The sequence below is a fragment of the Sporosarcina sp. FSL W7-1283 genome, from assembly GCF_038003105.1.
Taxonomy (GTDB): Bacteria; Bacillota; Bacilli; order Bacillales_A; family Planococcaceae; genus Sporosarcina; species Sporosarcina newyorkensis.
Map to the genome: position 1 here is coordinate 3,552,116 of NZ_JBBOOL010000001.1, position 19,398 is coordinate 3,571,513.

21 protein-coding genes are annotated in these 19,398 nt (G+C 41.3%); all 21 read right to left on the minus strand.

Annotated features, from left to right (window positions below):
- Nucleotides 1-146: 146 nt before the first annotated feature.
- The 21 genes from MKY93_RS18590 to MKY93_RS18690 all read right to left on the minus strand — a co-directional run bounded on the left by MKY93_RS18590 (nucleotide 147) and on the right by MKY93_RS18690 (nucleotide 19,271).
- On the minus strand, nucleotides 147-749 hold the full coding sequence (locus MKY93_RS18590; protein WP_340760649.1) for an ABC transporter ATP-binding protein: 603 nt from the start codon (nucleotides 747-749) through the stop codon (nucleotides 147-149).
- Nucleotides 739-1,662 carry an ABC transporter ATP-binding protein gene (locus tag MKY93_RS18595; RefSeq protein WP_340760650.1) on the minus strand — a complete coding sequence of 308 codons (924 nt, stop codon included), beginning with the start codon at nucleotides 1,660-1,662 and terminating at the stop codon, nucleotides 739-741. The genes MKY93_RS18590 and MKY93_RS18595 overlap by 11 nt, the downstream gene beginning before the upstream one ends.
- Before the next feature lie 57 nt (nucleotides 1,663-1,719).
- Entirely contained in the window at nucleotides 1,720-2,592 is an 873-nt protein-coding gene (locus MKY93_RS18600) for an ABC transporter permease (protein WP_221835349.1), read from the minus strand.
- Nucleotides 2,589-3,548 carry an ABC transporter permease gene (locus MKY93_RS18605; RefSeq protein ID WP_340760952.1) on the minus strand — a complete coding sequence of 320 codons (960 nt, stop codon included), beginning with the start codon at nucleotides 3,546-3,548 and terminating at the stop codon, nucleotides 2,589-2,591. The genes MKY93_RS18600 and MKY93_RS18605 overlap by 4 nt, the downstream gene beginning before the upstream one ends.
- Nucleotides 3,549-3,591: 43 nt before the next feature.
- Entirely contained in the window at nucleotides 3,592-5,205 is a 1,614-nt protein-coding gene (locus MKY93_RS18610; protein ID WP_340760651.1) for an ABC transporter substrate-binding protein, read from the minus strand.
- A 117-nt stretch (nucleotides 5,206-5,322) separates the two neighbouring features.
- On the minus strand, nucleotides 5,323-5,742 hold the full coding sequence (nikR, locus tag MKY93_RS18615) for a nickel-responsive transcriptional regulator NikR (RefSeq protein ID WP_078818313.1): 420 nt from the start codon (nucleotides 5,740-5,742) through the stop codon (nucleotides 5,323-5,325).
- A 465-nt stretch (nucleotides 5,743-6,207) separates the two neighbouring features.
- Nucleotides 6,208-7,032 carry an urease accessory protein UreD gene (locus MKY93_RS18620; RefSeq protein ID WP_340760652.1) on the minus strand — a complete coding sequence of 275 codons (825 nt, stop codon included), beginning with the start codon at nucleotides 7,030-7,032 and terminating at the stop codon, nucleotides 6,208-6,210.
- A complete protein-coding gene (ureG, locus tag MKY93_RS18625) occupies nucleotides 7,025-7,645 on the minus strand; it encodes an urease accessory protein UreG (RefSeq protein WP_340760653.1) in 621 nt (206 codons plus the stop codon). The genes MKY93_RS18620 and ureG overlap by 8 nt, the downstream gene beginning before the upstream one ends.
- Before the next feature lie 38 nt (nucleotides 7,646-7,683).
- Nucleotides 7,684-8,370 carry an urease accessory protein UreF gene (locus MKY93_RS18630; RefSeq protein WP_078818316.1) on the minus strand — a complete coding sequence of 229 codons (687 nt, stop codon included), beginning with the start codon at nucleotides 8,368-8,370 and terminating at the stop codon, nucleotides 7,684-7,686.
- A complete protein-coding gene (gene ureE / locus MKY93_RS18635) occupies nucleotides 8,363-8,818 on the minus strand; it encodes an urease accessory protein UreE (protein WP_078818317.1) in 456 nt (151 codons plus the stop codon). The genes MKY93_RS18630 and ureE overlap by 8 nt, the downstream gene beginning before the upstream one ends.
- A gap of 10 nt (nucleotides 8,819-8,828) precedes the next feature.
- Nucleotides 8,829-10,547: an urease subunit alpha gene (ureC, locus tag MKY93_RS18640; protein ID WP_078818318.1), complete on the minus strand. Its 1,719-nt coding sequence runs from the start codon at nucleotides 10,545-10,547 to the stop codon at nucleotides 8,829-8,831.
- A complete protein-coding gene (locus MKY93_RS18645; RefSeq protein ID WP_078818319.1) occupies nucleotides 10,544-10,867 on the minus strand; it encodes an urease subunit beta in 324 nt (107 codons plus the stop codon). The genes ureC and MKY93_RS18645 overlap by 4 nt, the downstream gene beginning before the upstream one ends.
- 31 nt (nucleotides 10,868-10,898) lie before the next feature.
- Nucleotides 10,899-11,201: an urease subunit gamma gene (locus MKY93_RS18650; RefSeq protein ID WP_009498990.1), complete on the minus strand. Its 303-nt coding sequence runs from the start codon at nucleotides 11,199-11,201 to the stop codon at nucleotides 10,899-10,901.
- A gap of 885 nt (nucleotides 11,202-12,086) precedes the next feature.
- Nucleotides 12,087-14,498 (minus strand): heavy metal translocating P-type ATPase, encoded by a 2,412-nt coding sequence (locus MKY93_RS18655; RefSeq protein WP_340760654.1) that lies wholly within the window; start codon nucleotides 14,496-14,498, stop codon nucleotides 12,087-12,089.
- A gap of 132 nt (nucleotides 14,499-14,630) precedes the next feature.
- Entirely contained in the window at nucleotides 14,631-14,831 is a 201-nt protein-coding gene (gene copZ / locus MKY93_RS18660; protein WP_009498993.1) for a copper chaperone CopZ, read from the minus strand.
- A 71-nt stretch (nucleotides 14,832-14,902) separates the two neighbouring features.
- Entirely contained in the window at nucleotides 14,903-15,190 is a 288-nt protein-coding gene (locus MKY93_RS18665; RefSeq protein WP_041072599.1) for a metal-sensitive transcriptional regulator, read from the minus strand.
- 99 nt (nucleotides 15,191-15,289) lie between these two features.
- On the minus strand, nucleotides 15,290-15,565 hold the full coding sequence (locus MKY93_RS18670) for a glutaredoxin family protein (RefSeq protein ID WP_340760655.1): 276 nt from the start codon (nucleotides 15,563-15,565) through the stop codon (nucleotides 15,290-15,292).
- 41 nt (nucleotides 15,566-15,606) lie between these two features.
- Nucleotides 15,607-16,290 (minus strand): hypothetical protein, encoded by a 684-nt coding sequence (locus tag MKY93_RS18675; RefSeq protein ID WP_340760656.1) that lies wholly within the window; start codon nucleotides 16,288-16,290, stop codon nucleotides 15,607-15,609.
- A 250-nt stretch (nucleotides 16,291-16,540) separates the two neighbouring features.
- Nucleotides 16,541-17,494, minus strand: a complete 954-nt coding sequence (locus MKY93_RS18680) for a cation diffusion facilitator family transporter (RefSeq protein ID WP_340760657.1) — start codon at nucleotides 17,492-17,494, stop codon at nucleotides 16,541-16,543.
- Between the two features lie 21 nt (nucleotides 17,495-17,515).
- Entirely contained in the window at nucleotides 17,516-17,851 is a 336-nt protein-coding gene (locus tag MKY93_RS18685) for an ArsR/SmtB family transcription factor (RefSeq protein WP_078818327.1), read from the minus strand.
- A gap of 397 nt (nucleotides 17,852-18,248) precedes the next feature.
- On the minus strand, nucleotides 18,249-19,271 hold the full coding sequence (locus MKY93_RS18690; protein ID WP_340760658.1) for an ABC transporter substrate-binding protein: 1,023 nt from the start codon (nucleotides 19,269-19,271) through the stop codon (nucleotides 18,249-18,251).
- Nucleotides 19,272-19,398 lie beyond the last annotated feature (127 nt).

The following is a 19,398-nucleotide window of genomic DNA, read 5'->3' on the forward strand; positions in this document are numbered from 1 at the left end:
ACTTAGACTTTCTATACCAAGCATAAAAAGAACCGATTCCCCCTCTTCGTTCAAGGAAAAATCAGCCTTATGCTACTGCAATTCTATTTAATCGAATTCTCGACTCTACAATAAAGTAAAAGAAAATCTCAAACCCTCTATTTGTATTAAAAACTTTTCAACTCAACCACTCGGTGGCACAATCGTTGCATCAGCTTTTCTTCATGACTAACGATGATGATACCCATCTTTCTCTTTTTGGCGATTTCGAGAACAGCATGCCAAATCTGAGCTTGCGTAATGGCATCAAGCATTGTTGTCATTTCATCTGCAATTAAAAAATGTGGATTGGACCCCAACGCCCTTGCCACACAAAAGCGTTGTAATTCTCCTCCAGATAGCTCGTTAGGCCAACGAGTCAACCATTCCTGCTCAATTCCTAATAAATCTAGCAGTTCAGGGTTTGGCTTCTCCCCTTCACTCAAAACCTTTTCCATTTTCCAACGTGGATTGACTGCTTTTTCTGGATGCTGAAATATCAATTGTACAGGATGAAATCCCCTTGTAGGTACCGGCAAACCTTCAATGGTAATGCTTCCTTCCAGAGGCTTTTCATATCCCGCTAAAATCCGGCAAAAAGTTGTTTTACCACGTCCACTAGGTGCTGTAAGCCCAACAATTTCTCCTGGTTTTACAGTGAAATTGACGCCTTGAAACAGCCAAGGTCCATCGCCATAACGAAAACCGATATTTTTTGCTTCAAGTTGCATGGATGCACCTTACCCTTCCATTCCGAAGTTCGCGCATTTCCGGTTGTGCTAGTTCACATTCAGGGGTTGCTATAGGACAGCGTGGGGCAAATAAGCAACCGGATGGTAAATTATTTGGGCGGGGCTGCGAGCCTGGAATTGGTATAAATTCATTTTGTGGCAAGGCCCTCCATAACGCTTTGCTATAAGGATGCCGCAACGCTTCACCATCCCCATTAAAGTTCTCTACAGGGGCGATCTCCACGGTTGTACCTGCATAAAACACAGCAATTTTATCTGCAATCGTTAAAGCGGATTCAATATCATGTGTGATGAGCATAACCGCACATCCATTGTCTGCGAATTCCCTGAAGTTTTCTAACGCCTCTTTGATAACGACTGGATCGAGGCCTGGCGTGGGTTCATCCGCAATAATTACCTTTGCACCACTGACAATAGCTGTGGATAAAAGAGTTCTCCTTGCCATGCCTCCAGAAAGCTGAAATGGGTACATATTTTCAACGGCTGACTTCAAGCGAAGCCGTTCAAAAACTTTGCGTTGTGCCGCAACTGCATCTCCAACTTTTACAGAAGTGCGAACTTGATTCCCTACTCGCATCAATGGATCTAAATAGTTCACTGATTGTGGAATAAGTGCAATTTCTGTTCCGCGTAACGAAGCTTGCCGTGCAGCCGTAAGAATTTCTCCGTCATAGCTAATCGTTCCACTAATATTTGCGTTGTTTGGCAAGATTCCAAGAATGGCATGCGCAAGCAAGCTCTTCCCAGAACCACTGGCTCCCACAACTGCTAGTATTTCACCTTCTTCAAGCGTGACATTCAAACTTGAAATGACGTTTACATTTTTTTGTTTCAAACTCTCTGTATACTGATTAAAAGATATCGACAAATTTTCCACTTCAAGGATAGACATTCGCTACCTCCTTACCAACCAAATAGGACCACTTGCTTTTCATCATCCTACTCATCTTTATTTCTCATTAGCCCTTGTCGGGTCTATCAGCATACGGAAGTTCTCTCCAATCGTCTCGAAAGTCCGTACAATAATTAGTAAGCAAAGCCCTGGGAAAAAGGCGAGCCACCACATACCCGAAGACAAATACTTCATAGATTCTGATAGAATTATCCCAATAGCTGGCTCATGGGGTGATAATCCTAATCCTAAAAATGTGACTGCTGCTTCATGTAAGATCACATGGGGAAACATCAACATGAAACCAATTAAGAGTTGTGGAATCAAATGAGGAAAAATATGATGTACAGCAATCCACCAACTGGATTTTCCCATCTGTTGAGAAATCTGAACATATTCTGCTGAGCGGATTTGCATAACCTCTGCTCTAATGACTCGTGCAAGGCTTGGCCAATGAGTTAGCATAAGCCCTATAACAATGCCTTTAAATCCTCCGCCCAATGTAAAAGCAATCAAAATTAACGTTACAAGATGTGGAACACTTAGAAAGAGATCGATGAGCCATGTAATTAGACGATCGGCCATTTTCCCCATTGTTGCAGACACCATACCCAAGACAAGAGCAATTGACGTACTGCCAATTGCTCCAATCAACCCTACCCCCATACTTAAGGAAAGCCCCATAATCGTCCGGGTAAACATATCCCTACCCAGCCAATCTGTACCAAAAAGATGCTTAAGAGAGGGGGGCAAATTTCGTTCATTAAGATTCGTAGCAATTCTTTCTTGATCAAGCATTGCGCCACCTACTACAACACTTAGTAAGATAATTGTCGCAACAACGATTGTAAGAAGCGTCTTCTGTCTTCGATTCAGATAAAACCGTTTCACCTTTTCTTCCTTCGTTCCTATTTTGAGGCCTGGAATCATATTGTTCGACTCTCCCTCGTTCTCGGATCTACAACGTAGTAGATCATATCGGCAATTAGATTTCCTGCAAAAACAAAAATCGTACTAAATAGTACTAACCCTAATAAAAGAGGGACGTCTCCCCTTAAGCCTGCCTCTACTGTCGCTTGTCCAAGACCTGGATATGAAAATACTTGCTCAGCAAGCACCGCTCCACCAAACAGTTCACTAAAAGCGGCAAATTGTAAAGTGATTGCAGGCAAGGCAACATTACGCAAGCCGTGTCTCCAAAATAAGAGAAAGCCACGCTCACCTCTCGCCCTCGCAAACAACACATAATCACTCGCCAGGACATCTATCAGCTTCTGTCGCGTATGTAAGGCTACATTCGCAACTCCAAGAATGCTAAGTGTCATGGCTGGGAGGATAAGATGCTGTAATCGATCTGCTAATGTGACGTCTTCAGCAAGGACCCCTGTTGGAACACCTAATCCAATTGGGAACCACCCGAGCCACACCGCAAAAACAATCAGCATAAGAAGGCCCATCCAAAAAGTCGGAGTTGAGGCCAATGTATAACAATACCACTTTATAATCCGATCAATCCAAGTATCCTTTTTCATGGCCGACACAACGCCCATGACAAAACCGATAACTCCCGATAATATCCATGCGGTCAGCATCAGGACAAGCGAGTTCCAAAAGCGCTCTCCGATGATTTCAGACACCGGGCGGCGGAAAATCATTGAAGTTCCCAAGTCACCTGAAAGTAAAGCAGAAAGCCAACTAAAAAACTGCACCATTACAGGTTGATCAAGCCCCCAATACTCAGCAATCTTCTCTCGCTGTTCAGGACTTACCTTTAACATATCAGCACCAACATAAGCTTGAATCGGATCAATCGGGGAGTTCTTTATTAATAAAAAGGATATTAAGCAAATCGCAAATAATAAAGTAAGCATTCTTGAACCCTTCATCAACAGAAACTTACTTATCTTTACACCAATATTTTTGCGCACATTATTTACTCCATTTCCAGTCGGCAATGTTGTCTGTTGCCGGCCAACCATGTCCATGTACATGGATTCGTTGATCTCCGATATCAAGACCATCTTTCACCAAATACAAGTGATCGATGTTAACTAGCCATGCCCAAGCGGCATCCCCTTTTCCACTTAAACCGGTCGTACCGTCCCATTGGGCTTTTTTCCAAAACTCGATTGCCTCAGCTTCACTTTTCGCATGAAGGGCCTTCTTGAAGTATTCATCTACTTTGTCATTTTTATAGTAGCCTGTATTATAATACTCAATTCCAGCATTATCGCTGCCATAGATGTTGTATAATTCATGCGGGTCGTGACTTCCCCACCCCATAAGCACAGCCTCGGAATACATTTTCTTACCAATAATGTCCCAGCTTCCACCCTCTACTTTAATATTAATACCGAGTGGTTTCATCATATCTGCAACTGCAATGGCAAGAGACTGTCTGATTGTGTCATTTGCTAAATAGTAAAGACTAAATTCGGCTTTCAAAGAGCCATTATCAAGTACTCCATCTCCATCAGAATCTTTCCAACCCGCTTCTTCCAATACCTTACGCGCTCCGTCCAAATCACCATCTTCAATGACTGTATCTGGATTCCACCAAGGAAGCCCATCAACAGAAGTATAGGCAGGTGTTCCGTATCCTTCCAACACACCGTCAATTAACGCTTTCCGATCAACTGCCATATCAATTGCATGACGGATGGCTGGATCTGATGTTACGTCATTCCCGATTGGTAAACCATCTTCAGTGAAATCACCTGACTTCACGTAAGGAAATACGATTCCACGATTGTCCACAGTTTTAACTGTTTCAAGTTTCATGCCAGGTACTTCCTTATTACTAAACGCGGCTGGTATATAGGCAAGATCGACTGTTCCCGCTTGGGCAGCTGCATATGCAGCATCCTCATTTAAAAATACAAAAGTCAATTTGTTAAAATATGGTTTTTCTCCATAGTATTCTGGATTCTTTTTCACAATGATCTGTTGTCCCTTGTCCCACTGTACAAGTTGATAGGGGCCTGAACCAATCGGGTTCTCAGCATAGTCTTCACTGTATGCATGTTGTGGGACGATTCCCGTTGCCACTAGATTGTTTATAAATGTGGATTGCACTTCTTTTAATGTGAATTTCACGGTCGTATCATTAACTGCTTCGACTTTATCCAATACGTTCAAATCAACAACCGACCCACTATTGGCTGCTGTTTCAAATGTGAATACCACATCCCTAGCCGTTAGTGGTTTCCCATCAGAAAATTTGACATCATCGCGCAAATAAACAGTCCAAACTTTACCCTCTTCATCTACTTCATAACTTGTTGCAAGATCATTTACAATGTTTAGTTTGTCATCTCTTTTCAACAATGTACTTTGAAATAGCGGTGAACCATAACGTCCCCAACCGGTTGTCGGATCAAATCCTGTTGCCGGCTCAGAATCAAATGCAAGCACAAGCTCGCCCTTCGGCTTCCCCTCATTCTTCTTATTTTTATCATCCGATTTAGATGAAGAGCAGCCTGCTAACATAAGCGAAATAGATACAGTGGCTATTACGATGAGACTCAAGAATTTCTTTGTCATTTAGTACACTCCTTCTACACGTATTATTTATCTACAATCCTTCATAAAATTGCACATCTGCATTAGGGTTTTATAATTTCAGATCCTATCGAAACCGTAAAATATGATTGTGAACAATTAAATCTGCTCCACAGGAGCCACTGTGAAATTCCCATATGATACACCTTTCAAACTCGTCAGTTTATGACTTAGTTCCTGAATTTCTTTTGCTTTTCCTTTTACAACAATTAGTTCAAGGCAACTATCATGATTCAAATGGAAGTGTGTTGTCGCAAGGATTACATCGTGCACACTATGTTGAATCCTTGTCATCTCTTCAAGTAGATTGCGTTGATGATGGTCATAAAATAATAGTATACTTCCTGCAATTATCTGTTCTCCATCTTCCCATGCTTGCTGAATAATTGCCTCTCGAACAAGATCCCGAACCGCTTCCGAGCGATTTTCATATCCTTTTTTTTTAACTAAATCATCAAACCTCCTAAGTAAGCCCCCTTCCATTGAGATTCCAAATCTCTTTAACGTTGAGTCCTGCATACTGCAACCACCTCTTTTTATTACTATTTTTAACGCAGTAACACATTTATATAGAATCGTAACACGATGATACATAACTGACCATTACTTGGAAGTTTATGTTCTTCTAAATAACCCAATTTAAACCTTTTGTAGAAATCGAATTAAATTTACTTTCTAGGGAATCATTAACGATGTATAGCACGCAAAACTCAACTTTTCATTTACAACAACCAAACAAATAGTTGTCCATCATTGTGCTACTTTTCTTTTGTTACGTAACACCTACATGCCTACTAATGTACTCGCTATACACTTTATGTATGTCTCGATAATTGATAATTAATTGCGAATAATTGGGCATGCAATAAATAGAAATCCAACTGACCCATCTCACAATCTATAAAGTATAGAGTGTTCTGTTGAATAGAGACATAAATCGCAGTAAATCGCCCGACAACTCTTTTCGAATTGTCGGGCATTTTTCTAATACTTCCGTAAAAAACTTGGTTTCGTCTGATACCATTCGTCGCTGATTACATGATGGCAGGCAGAGATGATCCGCTCAATAACTTGTGTATAATTTGCCATTATTCGGATAGTAAAGCCCGGAACAGCAAGCTTGGATAATCCAAATGCAAAATCTCCAGCCTCTTTCTGAATCGTTTCATGCAGGCGATCCAATAAATCATCGTTCGTCTTTTCTCCAACGACAATAAACGAACCTAAATGTGTGTACCCTTCCATAAAACCTAACCCATTCATATGCTGAGATGCCGGATGAAGTTTAATATGATCAAAGACAACTAGTTCGTCTTCCATATATATTTCTGTTTTCAGACGAAGCATGTCGTAACTGAACTTTTCCCCTTCTGGCGACCAGCCAGGAGTCAATATATCGGAATACAGCAATGTCGCTCCTTTTTCCATATGTACAATATTTTTTTGATAGTATTTGGCATCTTTATATGCTATCAATGCATCCGGCAAATACTCCAGATAACTACCTTTTTTCATATGAAAGACCGACTCTTGATATACTTGTCTGGTTGGCGTTTTGTATACTTTTGTTGCCGACTGGGTCGTCAATGTCAGTTGCGCCTGTTCATCGAGTGTTATTTCCATGCGGTACCGGTCTCCGTCTAGATAGCCTCCGCCTGGATTCAATAAGTAGTAGCATGGATAACTATAATTATTCAAATAGACAGGGCGCATCACTTTAAACGCACCCTGAAAGTAGACACTTTTCGCCACGGAACGTCCTTGACGATTTTCCATGGCAAGGTCAAGAACGCCTGTCCATTCAGACATCTTGCCCTAGTCCCTTTAATAACGCATGTTTTTTTATCCAATCTACCACTTCAGCCAGTCCATCATCATCTTTTAAATTGGTGAAGAAGAATGGTTTGTTTCCGCGGAACACTTTTGTATCAGACTCCATTACTTCAAGACTCGCTCCAACATATGGCGCCAAATCTGTTTTATTAATTATAAACAAGTCAGATTTTATCATTCCCTGGCCGCCTTTGCGTGGGATTTTTTCCCCCTGCGCCACGTCGATTATATAGATGGAGAAATCCACAAGCTCTGGGCTGAATGTAGCTGCTAAGTTGTCGCCGCCGCTTTCTACAAAAATCAGTTCAACATCCGGATGCTTTTCCTTCAACTCATTAATCGCCGCAAAGTTCATTGACGCATCTTCTCGAATAGCCGTATGCGGACAACCACCTGTTTCTACACCGACGATGCGATCTTCCGGAAGGATGCCGTTTGCAACTAAAAACTTAGCATCTTCTTTCGTATAAATGTCATTCGTGATGACTGCCATACTCACTTCCCCGTTTAAAGCACGGGTGATTTTTTCAACTAACATCGTTTTACCGGCACCAACGGGTCCGCCAACACCTATTTTAATTGGTTCCATTCTAAGCACATCCTTATTCTCAATTAATTTCACGTTTTTCACGAGCTGAAAATACGTATCCCAACTCGCTCGTGCTGCATTTGTGAAAGTTCGAGCCCTGGTGATACGACTCCAAACTCTTCTTCATCTAACTTCATAATTTTATCTGTTGCCTGCTGAAGCTGTTGTTGAAATGCATAAATAATTTTCTGTCCTGCAGTTTGTCCGAGCGGGATTGCCCGCACAGCATTTTGTACGAGACTAACGACTGTCGAATACAAATAATATAAAATCGTCGTTTCCTTCTCTACTTGCAGATGATGCCCTACCATCGTAAAAACAATAGCGGGATGGCCAAAAGCTTGTTTATCACGTATTTTTCGCATGTAGGTGGACAACATCGGTATTTCATAAATTGATTGTGCAATATCCAACATACGGTCACCCATGCGCTGTGTACCATCGCGTGATTCCCGTGCCAAGTTCTGCACAGTCAAAATGCGATCCAATTCCCAAATATCTTCAAGTTCTTCCGCTTCAAGTGCATCATAAGCCAGCCTTACTGCCAAGCCGTCTGCATAAGCGAGCTGTTCATGCACATAAACGTTCAGCCATTCGGAAAATGATTTCGCATCTGTGACAATGTCTTTTTGAATATACGTTTCCAAGCCGAAAGAATGGCTAAAAGAGCCGGTTGGAAAATTGGAGTCGCACAGCTGAAACAAAGACAATGCGTGATTAGTCATGACTATGCCCGATATGACGGAATGCTTTTGCTACTTTTCGTTCTTCTCGCTTGAATGGAATGTCCATTTCTTGCAACAATTCCTCAACCAAATAATCATACTGAACAAGCATATCCTTATCCTCAAACTGAGCTGGCAAATGACGATTTCCAAGCTGATGAGCAATCGTTCCCATTTCAAGCATCGTACGTGGACTGATGACAATTAAATCATCGGAAAGTACGTCGATCAAAATTATATTTTTATCATCCATAAAGAGAATGTCGCCAGCTTCCAAATCACGCGGGTCTTTCAATCGGATGCCGATTTCACGTCCGTGATCTGTTTCTACACGTTGAATTCTTTTCATTAAATGCGCGCTCTCTAGATACACTTTCTCTTTATGTCGTTTTTCAAATTCGTTCGAGTCTAAATCTCTTACGTTCATTACGACTTCTTCTACAATCATTTTCTTCACCTCAAAATAAGAAATAGCGCTGCCCCATCGGCACAACGTCAATCGGATCGCATGTAATAGGTTTTCCATCGATTCTCACTTCGTACGTTTGCGGATCCACGTCAATATGAGGAGTAGCAGTATTCAATTTCATATCTTTTTTCGTAAGATCGCGCATATTGCGTACAGGAAGTACCACTTTTTCGAGTCCAAGCTTTTCTTTAATACCGTTATCGTATGCAACTTGGGAAACAAATGTAATAGAACTTTGCGACAATGCCTTTCCTAGCGTTGCATACATTGGTCGGTAAATCATTGGCTGTGGTGTCGGAATCGTCGCATTGGCATCTCCCATTAAGCTAAAGACCGCCATTCCATTTTTCAAAATCATTTCCGGTTTGACGCCAAAGAATTTCGGATCCCATAGTACAAGGTCGGCCATTTTTCCAACTTCAATTGAGCCAATATACTCGGAAATCCCGTGAGTAATTGCAGGGTTGATCGTATATTTGGCTATATAGCGTTTTACCCGATTATTATCCGAGTACTGACTATCCCCTTCCATAATTCCAAGCTGTTTTTTCATTTTATGGGCTACTTGCCATGTCCGAAGTGCAACTTCACCCACACGCCCCATCGCTTGCGAATCGGAGCTCGTCATGCTGAAGACACCCATATCTTGTAAGACATCTTCCGCCGCAATTGTCTCGTTGCGAATGCGTGAATCAGCAAATGCAATATCTTCTGGAACAGAAGGATTTAAGTTATGAGCAACCATCACCATGTCCAGATGCTCGTCAATCGTGTTGATTGTGTATGGCAATGTTGGATTTGTGGACGCCGGCAATACATTCATCATACCGGCGGATTTGATCAAGTCTGGCGCATGTCCGCCGCCTGCACCTTCTGTATGGTACATATGGATGACACGGCCGTTGATCGCCTTCATCGTATCTTCAAAAAATCCAGCTTCATTTAACGTATCTGCGTGAAGCGCAATTTGCACATCATATTCATCAGCAATCCGTAATGAATGATCAAGTACGGATGGGGTCGCACCCCAATCTTCATGGACTTTCAAACCGATCGCACCAGCGAGTATTTGCTCCGCTAAAGGTCCGCCGGCTGCTGCATGCCCTTTCCCTGTTAAACCGATATTGATTGGTTGCCCCTCTAAAGCCTTGAGCATCGAGTGAAGATGCCAGGCGCCCGGTGTAGCAGTCGTTGCTCTAGATCCATCGCCCGGTCCTGCCCCACCGCCAATCAATGTCGTCGTTCCAGCAGTGAGCGCAACATCAACTTGTCCTGGATTTATAAAATGCACGTGCGTATCAATCGCGCCTGCAGTAATAATTTTACCTTCCCCGGAAATAATTTCCGTGGATGCTCCGATAATAATGTCAACTTTGTCCTGCACGAGCGGGTTACCAGCTTTTCCAATACCAGAAATTTTACCGTCACGAATCGCTAAATCCGCTTTATAAATTCCCGTATAATCAAGGACAACGACATTTGTGATGACCGTATCGGGTACTCGTTCGTCTTCTTCGCGCGTAATGAACGGATGCTGTCCCATTCCATCACGAATGACTTTCCCGCCGCCAAATACAACTTCTTCGCCGTATTTTGTATGATCTTTTTCGATTTGAATGAACAAATCTGTATCTGCCAGGCGGATGGAGTCTCCTGTTGTCGGTCCGTACATTTGTGCATATTGCTCTCTATCCATTTTAAAACTCATTTAACATTCCCGCCTTCCAATGGTCCGTCCACTTCATTATGAAATCCGTAAACTTCTCTTTTTCCAGCATAGTCAATTAATTGCACTTCTTTTTCATCGCCTGGTTCAAAGCGGACAGCAGCGCCGGCTGGAATATTTAATCGTTTGCCGTATGTCTCTTCCCGTCTAAACCTCAGCGCACCATTTACCTCATAAAAATGATAATGAGAACCGACTTGTATTGGCCTGTCCCCTTCATTCACAACGTGAACACGTGTACTTTCTGCCCCTTCATTACAATTAATTGGTTCATCTTTTAAAATATACTCACCTGGGATCATCGCTTCGTCTCCTCTCCATTTCATTAGCAAGTTATCGGATGGGGTTATGCACAGTAACTAGTTTTGTACCATCCGGAAACGTTGCTTCCACTTGAATGTCGTCAATCATCTCGGGAATACCATCCATCACGTCTTCACGAGTTAATATCGTCGCTCCGTAAGCCATAAGATCTGCGACAGTTTTGCCATCTCTAGCGCCTTCCATCACCTCGTATGTAATAAGCGCCATTGCTTCTGGATGATTCAATTTAAGACCTCGTTCTTTACGTCTTCTGGCGACATCGGCAGCCACAACAATCATTAACTTGTCGATTTCACGCGGTAGTAATTGCATCGTTCAACCTCCTGAAATATATGATAGTTTGTAATAGAACTCTTCTCCCTAAATACACTTTAGCAAAAAGCATGAAATATTCCGAATAGTCCGCAAGGCGTTAATAGGCCATACTACTTCTATCGATAAACTTGAACTGTACCCTTTAAAAGCTCAATTCAGTCAATCTAAAGCAATTAAGTACAGAAAAATTCATTATAACGACAGTATCCCCTTAAGCAAGTTAGCGTAAACGTTGCCACGCTTTAACTTTTAGCTTTTAAAAGACTAATGAGCAGCCATGGAACAGCCGGCCTAGCCGTGAATACAAGTTCGAACTATAAATGTGTTGTAACAAAGTGTTTTATTTAATGGTTTGATCGCAAGTTGATTCGGTTGTGATTCATACATCCGGGAAGGATCGGTGAATCTCTTAGGTATTCGAAACAACTGGAATGGGGGGGATTGTGTCCATTTTCCTCGTCTTAAAAACATGGGAAAGCGGCTTGGAGTTACTGCTACTAATTTATTGTACAGCTTTGCGGCGAAGAATCAAGTGTTCCTGCTTATGAGGGAACCAGTCCGATCGACTACTTGCAGAAGTGGTAAGTAAGGCCGACAAAACAGGATGATCATTCATTTGAATATATACATTAAAAACCCCTCCCAATCATCTCGGGAAGGGCTGCAGAAAATCACTATTAATTTTTTGAGAATATCAAATTCACTTTAAACCTAAAGGAATGTCATACCTTGAAAACATTTTTTCTGACCTGCCCTCTATTGCTCCGAAGGGTTCTATGATGAATCGCTGTCTCATCACTAGCTATAAAATGAAGACCATTCATCCTATCGACCGTTCAATTTCATGGCCATTTTATTTTATAATAGAAGTTTTGTGACCCATCAAAATTTTACTCGTTGAAGCCTTAACGCGTTCAAAACGACAGACACTGAACTAAATGCCATAGCTGCTCCGGCTACCCAAGGGGCTAACAATCCGAGTGCAGCAACCGGAATACCGATTGTGTTATAGAAAAAAGCAAAGAATAGATTCTGTTTAATGTTGCGCATTGTTTTCCGGCTCATAATGATAGCGTCTGCAACGCTATTTAAGTCGCCGCGCATGAGGGTGATATCAGCTGCTTCGATTGCAATATCTGTTCCAGTACCAATCGCCATTCCGATATCCGCAAGCGCAAGTGCAGGAGCATCATTGATACCGTCTCCGACCATTGCCACTTTCTTTCCTTGCATCTGTAATTTCTTAATCTCATCGCTTTTCTGCTCTGGAAGGACTTCTGCGATGATATGGCTCAACCCGACTTGTCGTCCGATTGCTCCTGCAGTATGTTGGTTGTCACCCGTTAGCATAATGACATCCAACCCAAGTTCAAGCATTCTTTCAATTGCCTGTTTAGATGTTTTTTTCACAGTATCCGCAACTGCCACGACACCCGCAAGTTTCCCATCAATCGCGATGAGCATCGCTGTCTTTCCTTCTTTCTCCATGTTCTCCATTGTGGATTCCACATCTTGAAGAGCCACATCCCGGCTGTGCATTAACTTTCGTGTCCCGGCAAGCACTTGCTTTCCGGAGACTTTCGCTTCAATTCCATACCCTGGGAGCGTATTGAACCCTTCTGGTTCGATCAATTCGATTCCTTTTTCTTTGATTCCCATTACGATCGCTTGCGCCAATGGGTGTTCGGATTGATTCTCAGCTGATGCAACCAATTGAAGGACTTCCTCTTCTGCAAAGTCTTTCAACACGATGACATCTGTCAACGCTGGCTCGCCTTTCGTCACTGTACCTGTTTTATCCAATACCACTGTGTCAATGAAACGTGTGTTTTCAAGATGTTCTCCGCCTTTGAAAAGCATACCCATTTCAGCTGCTCTACCCGATCCAGCCATAATGGAGGTTGGTGTGGCCAACCCTAACGCACATGGACATGCAATGACCAATATGGAAATGGTCGGAATTAGTGAAGATCTGAAATCGCCAGGCGTTACGACAAAATACCAAATGAAGAATGTCAAAATCGCAATTCCAACGACTATAGGAACGAAGATGCCTGATATTTTATCCGCCAACCGTTGAATTTCCGCCTTTGAGCCTTGTGCTTCTTCAACGACTTTGACGATTTGAGATAATGCACTGTCTTTCCCAACTTTCGTCGCTTTGACCTGTAATGACCCGTTTTTATTGATCGTTGCACCAATGACCGAGTTTCCTGGCACTTTATCGACAGGGATACTTTCACCGGTGATCATTGATTCATCAATTGCCGATTGTCCAGAAATGATTTCTCCGTCGACAGGAATCTTTTCCCCCGGTTTGACGAGGATGATATCGCCAGCTACTACTTCTTCAATCGGCAGTTCTTTTTCAACGCCGTCTTTTAAGACACGTGCTGTTTTTGCTTGCAATCCTAGTAGTTTTTGAATGGCTTGGCTCGTTTTTCCTTTTGCCCTCACTTCGAATAACTTACCTAGGACGATTAGCGTAATAATGACGGCAGATGCTTCAAAATATAGTTCTGGTTCTCCGACACTGCCCCCATTCATCCATTCAAAAGACAAATATAAACTGTAGAAATAAGCTGCACTAGTACCTAATGCCACTAAAACATCCATATTGGCGCTTCTATTTCTTAAGGAAGTAAATGCCCCTTTATAGAATTGAGCACCGACGATAAATTGGACAGGCGTTGCCAAGATCAATTGCACCCAAGGATTCATTAAAAAAGTAGGCAAGTATAGAAAAGATAAAAACTCAAAGTGCGCTACCATTGTCCATAATAGCGGGAGTGTCAGGATTGCCGAAAATATGAATTTCCGGTATTGCTTTTTTATCTCCTGCTCCTTATGATCCAACTTTTCCTTGCCGTTAGATTTTGGAATCAATTCATAGCCCATTTTTTTCACAATTGCCATCATCTCGTTCGGACTTGTTTGACCACCATCATAATCTACAGTCAGTGCTTCAATCGCGAAATTGACAGTCGCCTTAGAAACACCATCCATTTTATTAATCCGTTTTTCTATTTTCGTCGCACAAGCAGCACATGTCATGCCCGAAATATCGAATTCAACTTTGTCTTGAATGATACCATAACCTAATTTTTCGATCCTTGACGTAAAATCATCAATATTTGTTTTTTCCGGATCGTAAACGATTGTCGAACTTTCCAAAGCAAAGTTGACATTCGCCTTTTCGACACCTTCTATTTTGGATAACCCTTTTTCAATCCGGTTTGCGCAAGCTGCACATGTCATCCCATTGATCTTTAAGGTTTTTTCCGTTGTTGCCATTTGTATCCCTCCGATACTTCGTGGGGGTATATAGTTTTGAAAAAAGAAGGATTATACGGTTGTCGTATAATCACTTCTACAGCCGCTTGTACCCCCACATGGTCTAAGCGGAAGACGGTTTATGCCTATTGTTTAAGCAACTTCATAGCCTTGGTCTTCAATCGTCTCTTTGATTTGATTTAAATTCGCTTCGTTATCATACTCAACTGTCACTTCTTTATTCGCAAGGTCCACTTTTACTGATGAAACACCGTTCAGTTCACCTACACTTGACTCAATTGAATTCACGCAATGTCCACAAGACATACCTTCTACTTTTAATACTTCTTTCATAATGAAAAACCTCCTGTTTTGTTGTTAATATCAGTACTCCATACTCTGTTCCAGTCTACAATGCTAAATGATTACTTAGTCATCGTTTTCATGACACTCATAAGCTCCTGAATAGCCGCTTCACCATCTTGCCCTTTAATGGCATTGACAACACAATGATGCGTATGGTCTTCCAGTAAAGCTAAGGATACTTTGTTCATTGCCGATTGAATCGCGCTTATCTGATGGAGAATATCCACACAATAACGGTCATTTTCAATCATTTGATGAACACCTCTTACCTGCCCTTCAATACGCTTTAAACGATTTAATAACTGCTGTTTATTCGGCTGTACAGTCTTCTTTGTTGTTTCTGACATACCATCACTCCTCAGAGTTTACTATATACCCCTTACCCCTATATTAACATGTGTTCCATGAGAGAGCAATGATATTGTTTTGTTCAATTACATCAATCACTATACTGCTACCAGTTTTTTAATCTCTTCTTCATTCCGTTCGAAACCGATCAGCACTTTCGGTTTGCTTCCAAATCCTATAAAAGACTTTTTCTTGAAAACGAAAGCCGGTACTACCCTCGAGCCACTTAACTTAATAAGTTCTTTCTCCCTTTCCGGTTCTATCGATAAATCATAGTCGATATATGGAATATTGTTTTTCAAAAGAAACGCTTTCGCTTCTTGGCAGTCCGAACATGTCGGTCTTGTATAAAGTTTTAATGTCTTACTCTCCATAGATCGTTACCTCCTATTATGAGAATCACTGTCAAGATCATTCATTTTATCTCTATGACATACGCATATACATAAACTTCGCCGTCAAATTGAAACTCTGCCCAAAGTTTGTATTTCCCTGCCTCTGTTAAAACTGTTTTGAATTGAGTTTTGTCATCAGATACTGGATGCACATGGATAAAATGTTCTGCATTTTCATCTAAAATGACAACATGGCCTAATGCGCCTAAATACGGTTCAGGTGTTGCTCCTCTTAAGTCGAATAACAATGAAATATCCTGAACGGCTTCAAAATTATTAGCTTTTAATTCCACTGAATATCCATCTACCATTTTGACAAAGTCTGTGTCAACCTTGAGTTCATTGCCATGGTTTGGATGATACGCGTGCCCGACATGGAGCGTGATTGGCGAAACTGTATAAGATAAGTTTTTTGGAGCGATATCAACAAATACCTTGTAGTCGTTGTCCCTCAATTCTCTTTGCAACATATATACACCGTCTGCTTGCTTCTCGGGGTGCCCATGAATATATTCTTTCAAATCTGCGCTCACAACGATCAAATGCATTTCCTTTTCATGGGAAACACCTAATTCAGGTGCCTTTCCATGTTTGTCTTTCAATTCAATTGTAATGATAGCGTCTCTGTAAGTGACATTTGCTGTCACTTCACTTTCTCCTTGAGCTTTGTATTGGTAGTGGTGATGTTCTGCATGTTGGTCCATCTCGTAGTCCTCCTTGTAAGTTAGTTTCCTGCATCACTCCTTAATATACATACAGTATAGGGGTATACAGTTTATAAAAATATATTACCCGATATTCCTTTTTTCAATCACACAAAACTTGGGTGTCAGTTATGAAAAGGAATATTAGTGTATAGCCACATATTAGTATACCGGTGTAGGGTATGTAAAGTGTTTTGTTTCATTCCCAAAAAAATAGTGACCAGCGCATTACTTCTGGTCACTGATCACATTAATGATGTTGGTGATGGTGGTCTGCTGATACTTCTGGTTTTATCTTACATAAAATTGAATCATCATGCTGATGGGCAGACGTTTCCCACTGAATCGTTACATGATGAATATTTTGGTGTAAAAGATCGTGCTCGATACTACGCAGAAGTTGCTCACTTTCCGCAATGGACATCTGATCATCTACAACTGCGTGACAGGAAAGTGCATTCAGTCCGCTTGTAATGGACCAAACATGCAAATCGTGAGCACTTTGGACGCCTTCCGCACTTTGAATTGTACGGATGACATTATCTATATCTACATTTTGAGGGACGCCTTCCATTAATACATGTAATCCAGACTTTGATACATAGTATCCGCTACGCAAAACGAGTATAGCGACAATGACACTAGCTAACGGATCTGCCCAGCCCCAGCCGAAAAACATCATAAGCAAAGCCGCAGCGATCGCCCCAATAGAGCCTAGCATGTCACTAATAACATGAAGGTAAGCGCCTTTCATGTTCAAATTTCCTTCAACATCGCTGCCGCGCATCATAATCCATGCAACTAAGATATTTATCGCCAAACCGATGCTGCTAACGATTAACATACCTGTCGTCGCAACATCAGGCGGGTTTGCAAAGCGTTTCACCGCTTCAATAAAAATGAACAATGCGATGACAATCAAAGTTGCCCCATTTAATACAGCGGCCAAAATTTCAAATCGCTTATAGCCATACGTTTTGCTTTTATTTGCGACCTTTTCTCCTAACTTAAATGCAATCAGTGCAATCGCTAGTGAAATTGAGTCGCTCAACATATGACCAGCATCTGCCAACAAGGCAAGACTATTCGTCAAAAATCCGCCGATCACTTCCACTATCATATATAAAGTAATGATTAGGAAGGAAATCAATAATACTTTCTTATTTGCACCATGCGTATGGTCGTGTCCATGTTCATGCCCCATTCGATTACCCCCTTCGTGTAATTAATTATGCGTTGCGTGCTCTATCGCCTGTTTCAATAAATTCATAACATGATAATCATCTTCCGAATAGTAAAGTGTTGTTCCTTCCCTCCTGAACTTCACCAGACGTAAATTTTTCAAAAAACGCAATTGGTGAGAGACGGATGACTGGCTTAAATTCAGTGTTTCCGCAATATCATTCACTGAATGCTCTTCTTTGCATAATAAATTTAAAATCCGGATTCTTGTTGGATCACTCAATGCCTTAAATGTTTGGGACACGACGAAAAGTGTTTCCTCATCCAAAAGCTGTGTGTCTTCTCTCAAAAACTGTTCTCCATTTTCTTCTTTGTTCAATTTAAATTCCCCCTAACTTTCAATAATTAATTGCTTATATGAGCATATATTCATATATTATGTATAATTTAGTATAGTGTCAATGGAAATACATATTACCCCCTATTTTTATATACCCCCAAAAATAAATTTTTACACTTCAATAAGTTTTAAAGCAGGGTTTAATTGAATAATAATTATTATATTTTTATACCCAACCGCTGTATTGTATTAATTCATTGTTGGTTATTTAAAAGAAAGATGTGTACAAGCAACATGCATATAGAAGAAAGTGAAATTAGCAGTTGGCGGCGGGATATTGCTTGGAGCTAACAATAGAGGAAGGTACCAGGTCTACAAACAATTAGGGGGAACCTGATACCTTTTAGTGTTCATATTTCTACCAGCAGTAAAATCATTAATTTTCAAATGCTTCGGGATAAAATGATTTCGCAAGCATTTCAATTGTAGTGGGGATTCGCACGCCCTCGAAAGTATAATCAAGTGGCATGACCGCAACTCGATCATTTTTGATCGCGTCAATACCCGCTAAGGCAGGGTTGCTAAACAGAACATCTTTCTTTTGCTCGGCCGTCATTTCTCCATAATCCATGATGACGATCACTTTTGGATTCCGTTCAACAACGTCTTCCCAATTAACGGTTGTCCAGTTTTTCGGAATATCACCAAATATATTTTCTCCTCCTGCCAGTCGTATCATTTCGGTCAAAATTGTTTGAGTTGCTGTAAAAGGTATGTCTGTTCCACTGTCATAGATAAAAACACTAACTGGTTCTTCGACTGTTCCAATCTGCTCATCAATCTGTTTACCTACATCTCGAATAGAATGTTGAAGAGACTCGATCAATTCGTCTGCTCTGTCCTCTACCTTAAAAATAAGACCGATATTACGGATATCCTGATAAACATCGTCAAGCGTCGGACCTATGATGTTGGACGACTCGTGAGTATATGTCTTAATACCAAGTTCGTTCAGTTTTTTCACTGAGCCTAGACTCTCTTCTTGGAATAGTGTATCCCAGCCAGCATAGACGAAGTCAGGATCCACTTCCAATAGCACTTCCTTAGAGGGTTGCATCCCACGCGAAACAACAGGAATCCTTGAAAATGCTTCCTCGAATTCGGGTAATACATGATCTGGATTTGCACCAACCGTTCCTGCAATATGTTCTTCCAGTCCCAGTCTCAACATGAGTTCCAGTGTGTGTAAGTCTTGCGTAACCACACGACGAGGCATCTCTTCGTATTGGATCGGCCCATTTTTCGTTTTAACGGAAACGGGTTCATAAACCCCTTCGTTCTTCGATTTGTCTCCATCCGCTTTCGAAGCGGAGGTCACCATCGTACTGTCGGATTCACCACAAGCTGTCAAGATTGCCATTACCATGATTAAAAACAGCAGCATGTATTTTTTACTCATTGGACGAACTCCTATTCATATTGGTTTTTGTATTACGGCATCCCATGCTTATACCTTGATTGCCTAGTTTTAAGAATCCATAAAACCTCTACTCTCTAACTAAAAAAGCCCAGATATAAAAATCGAT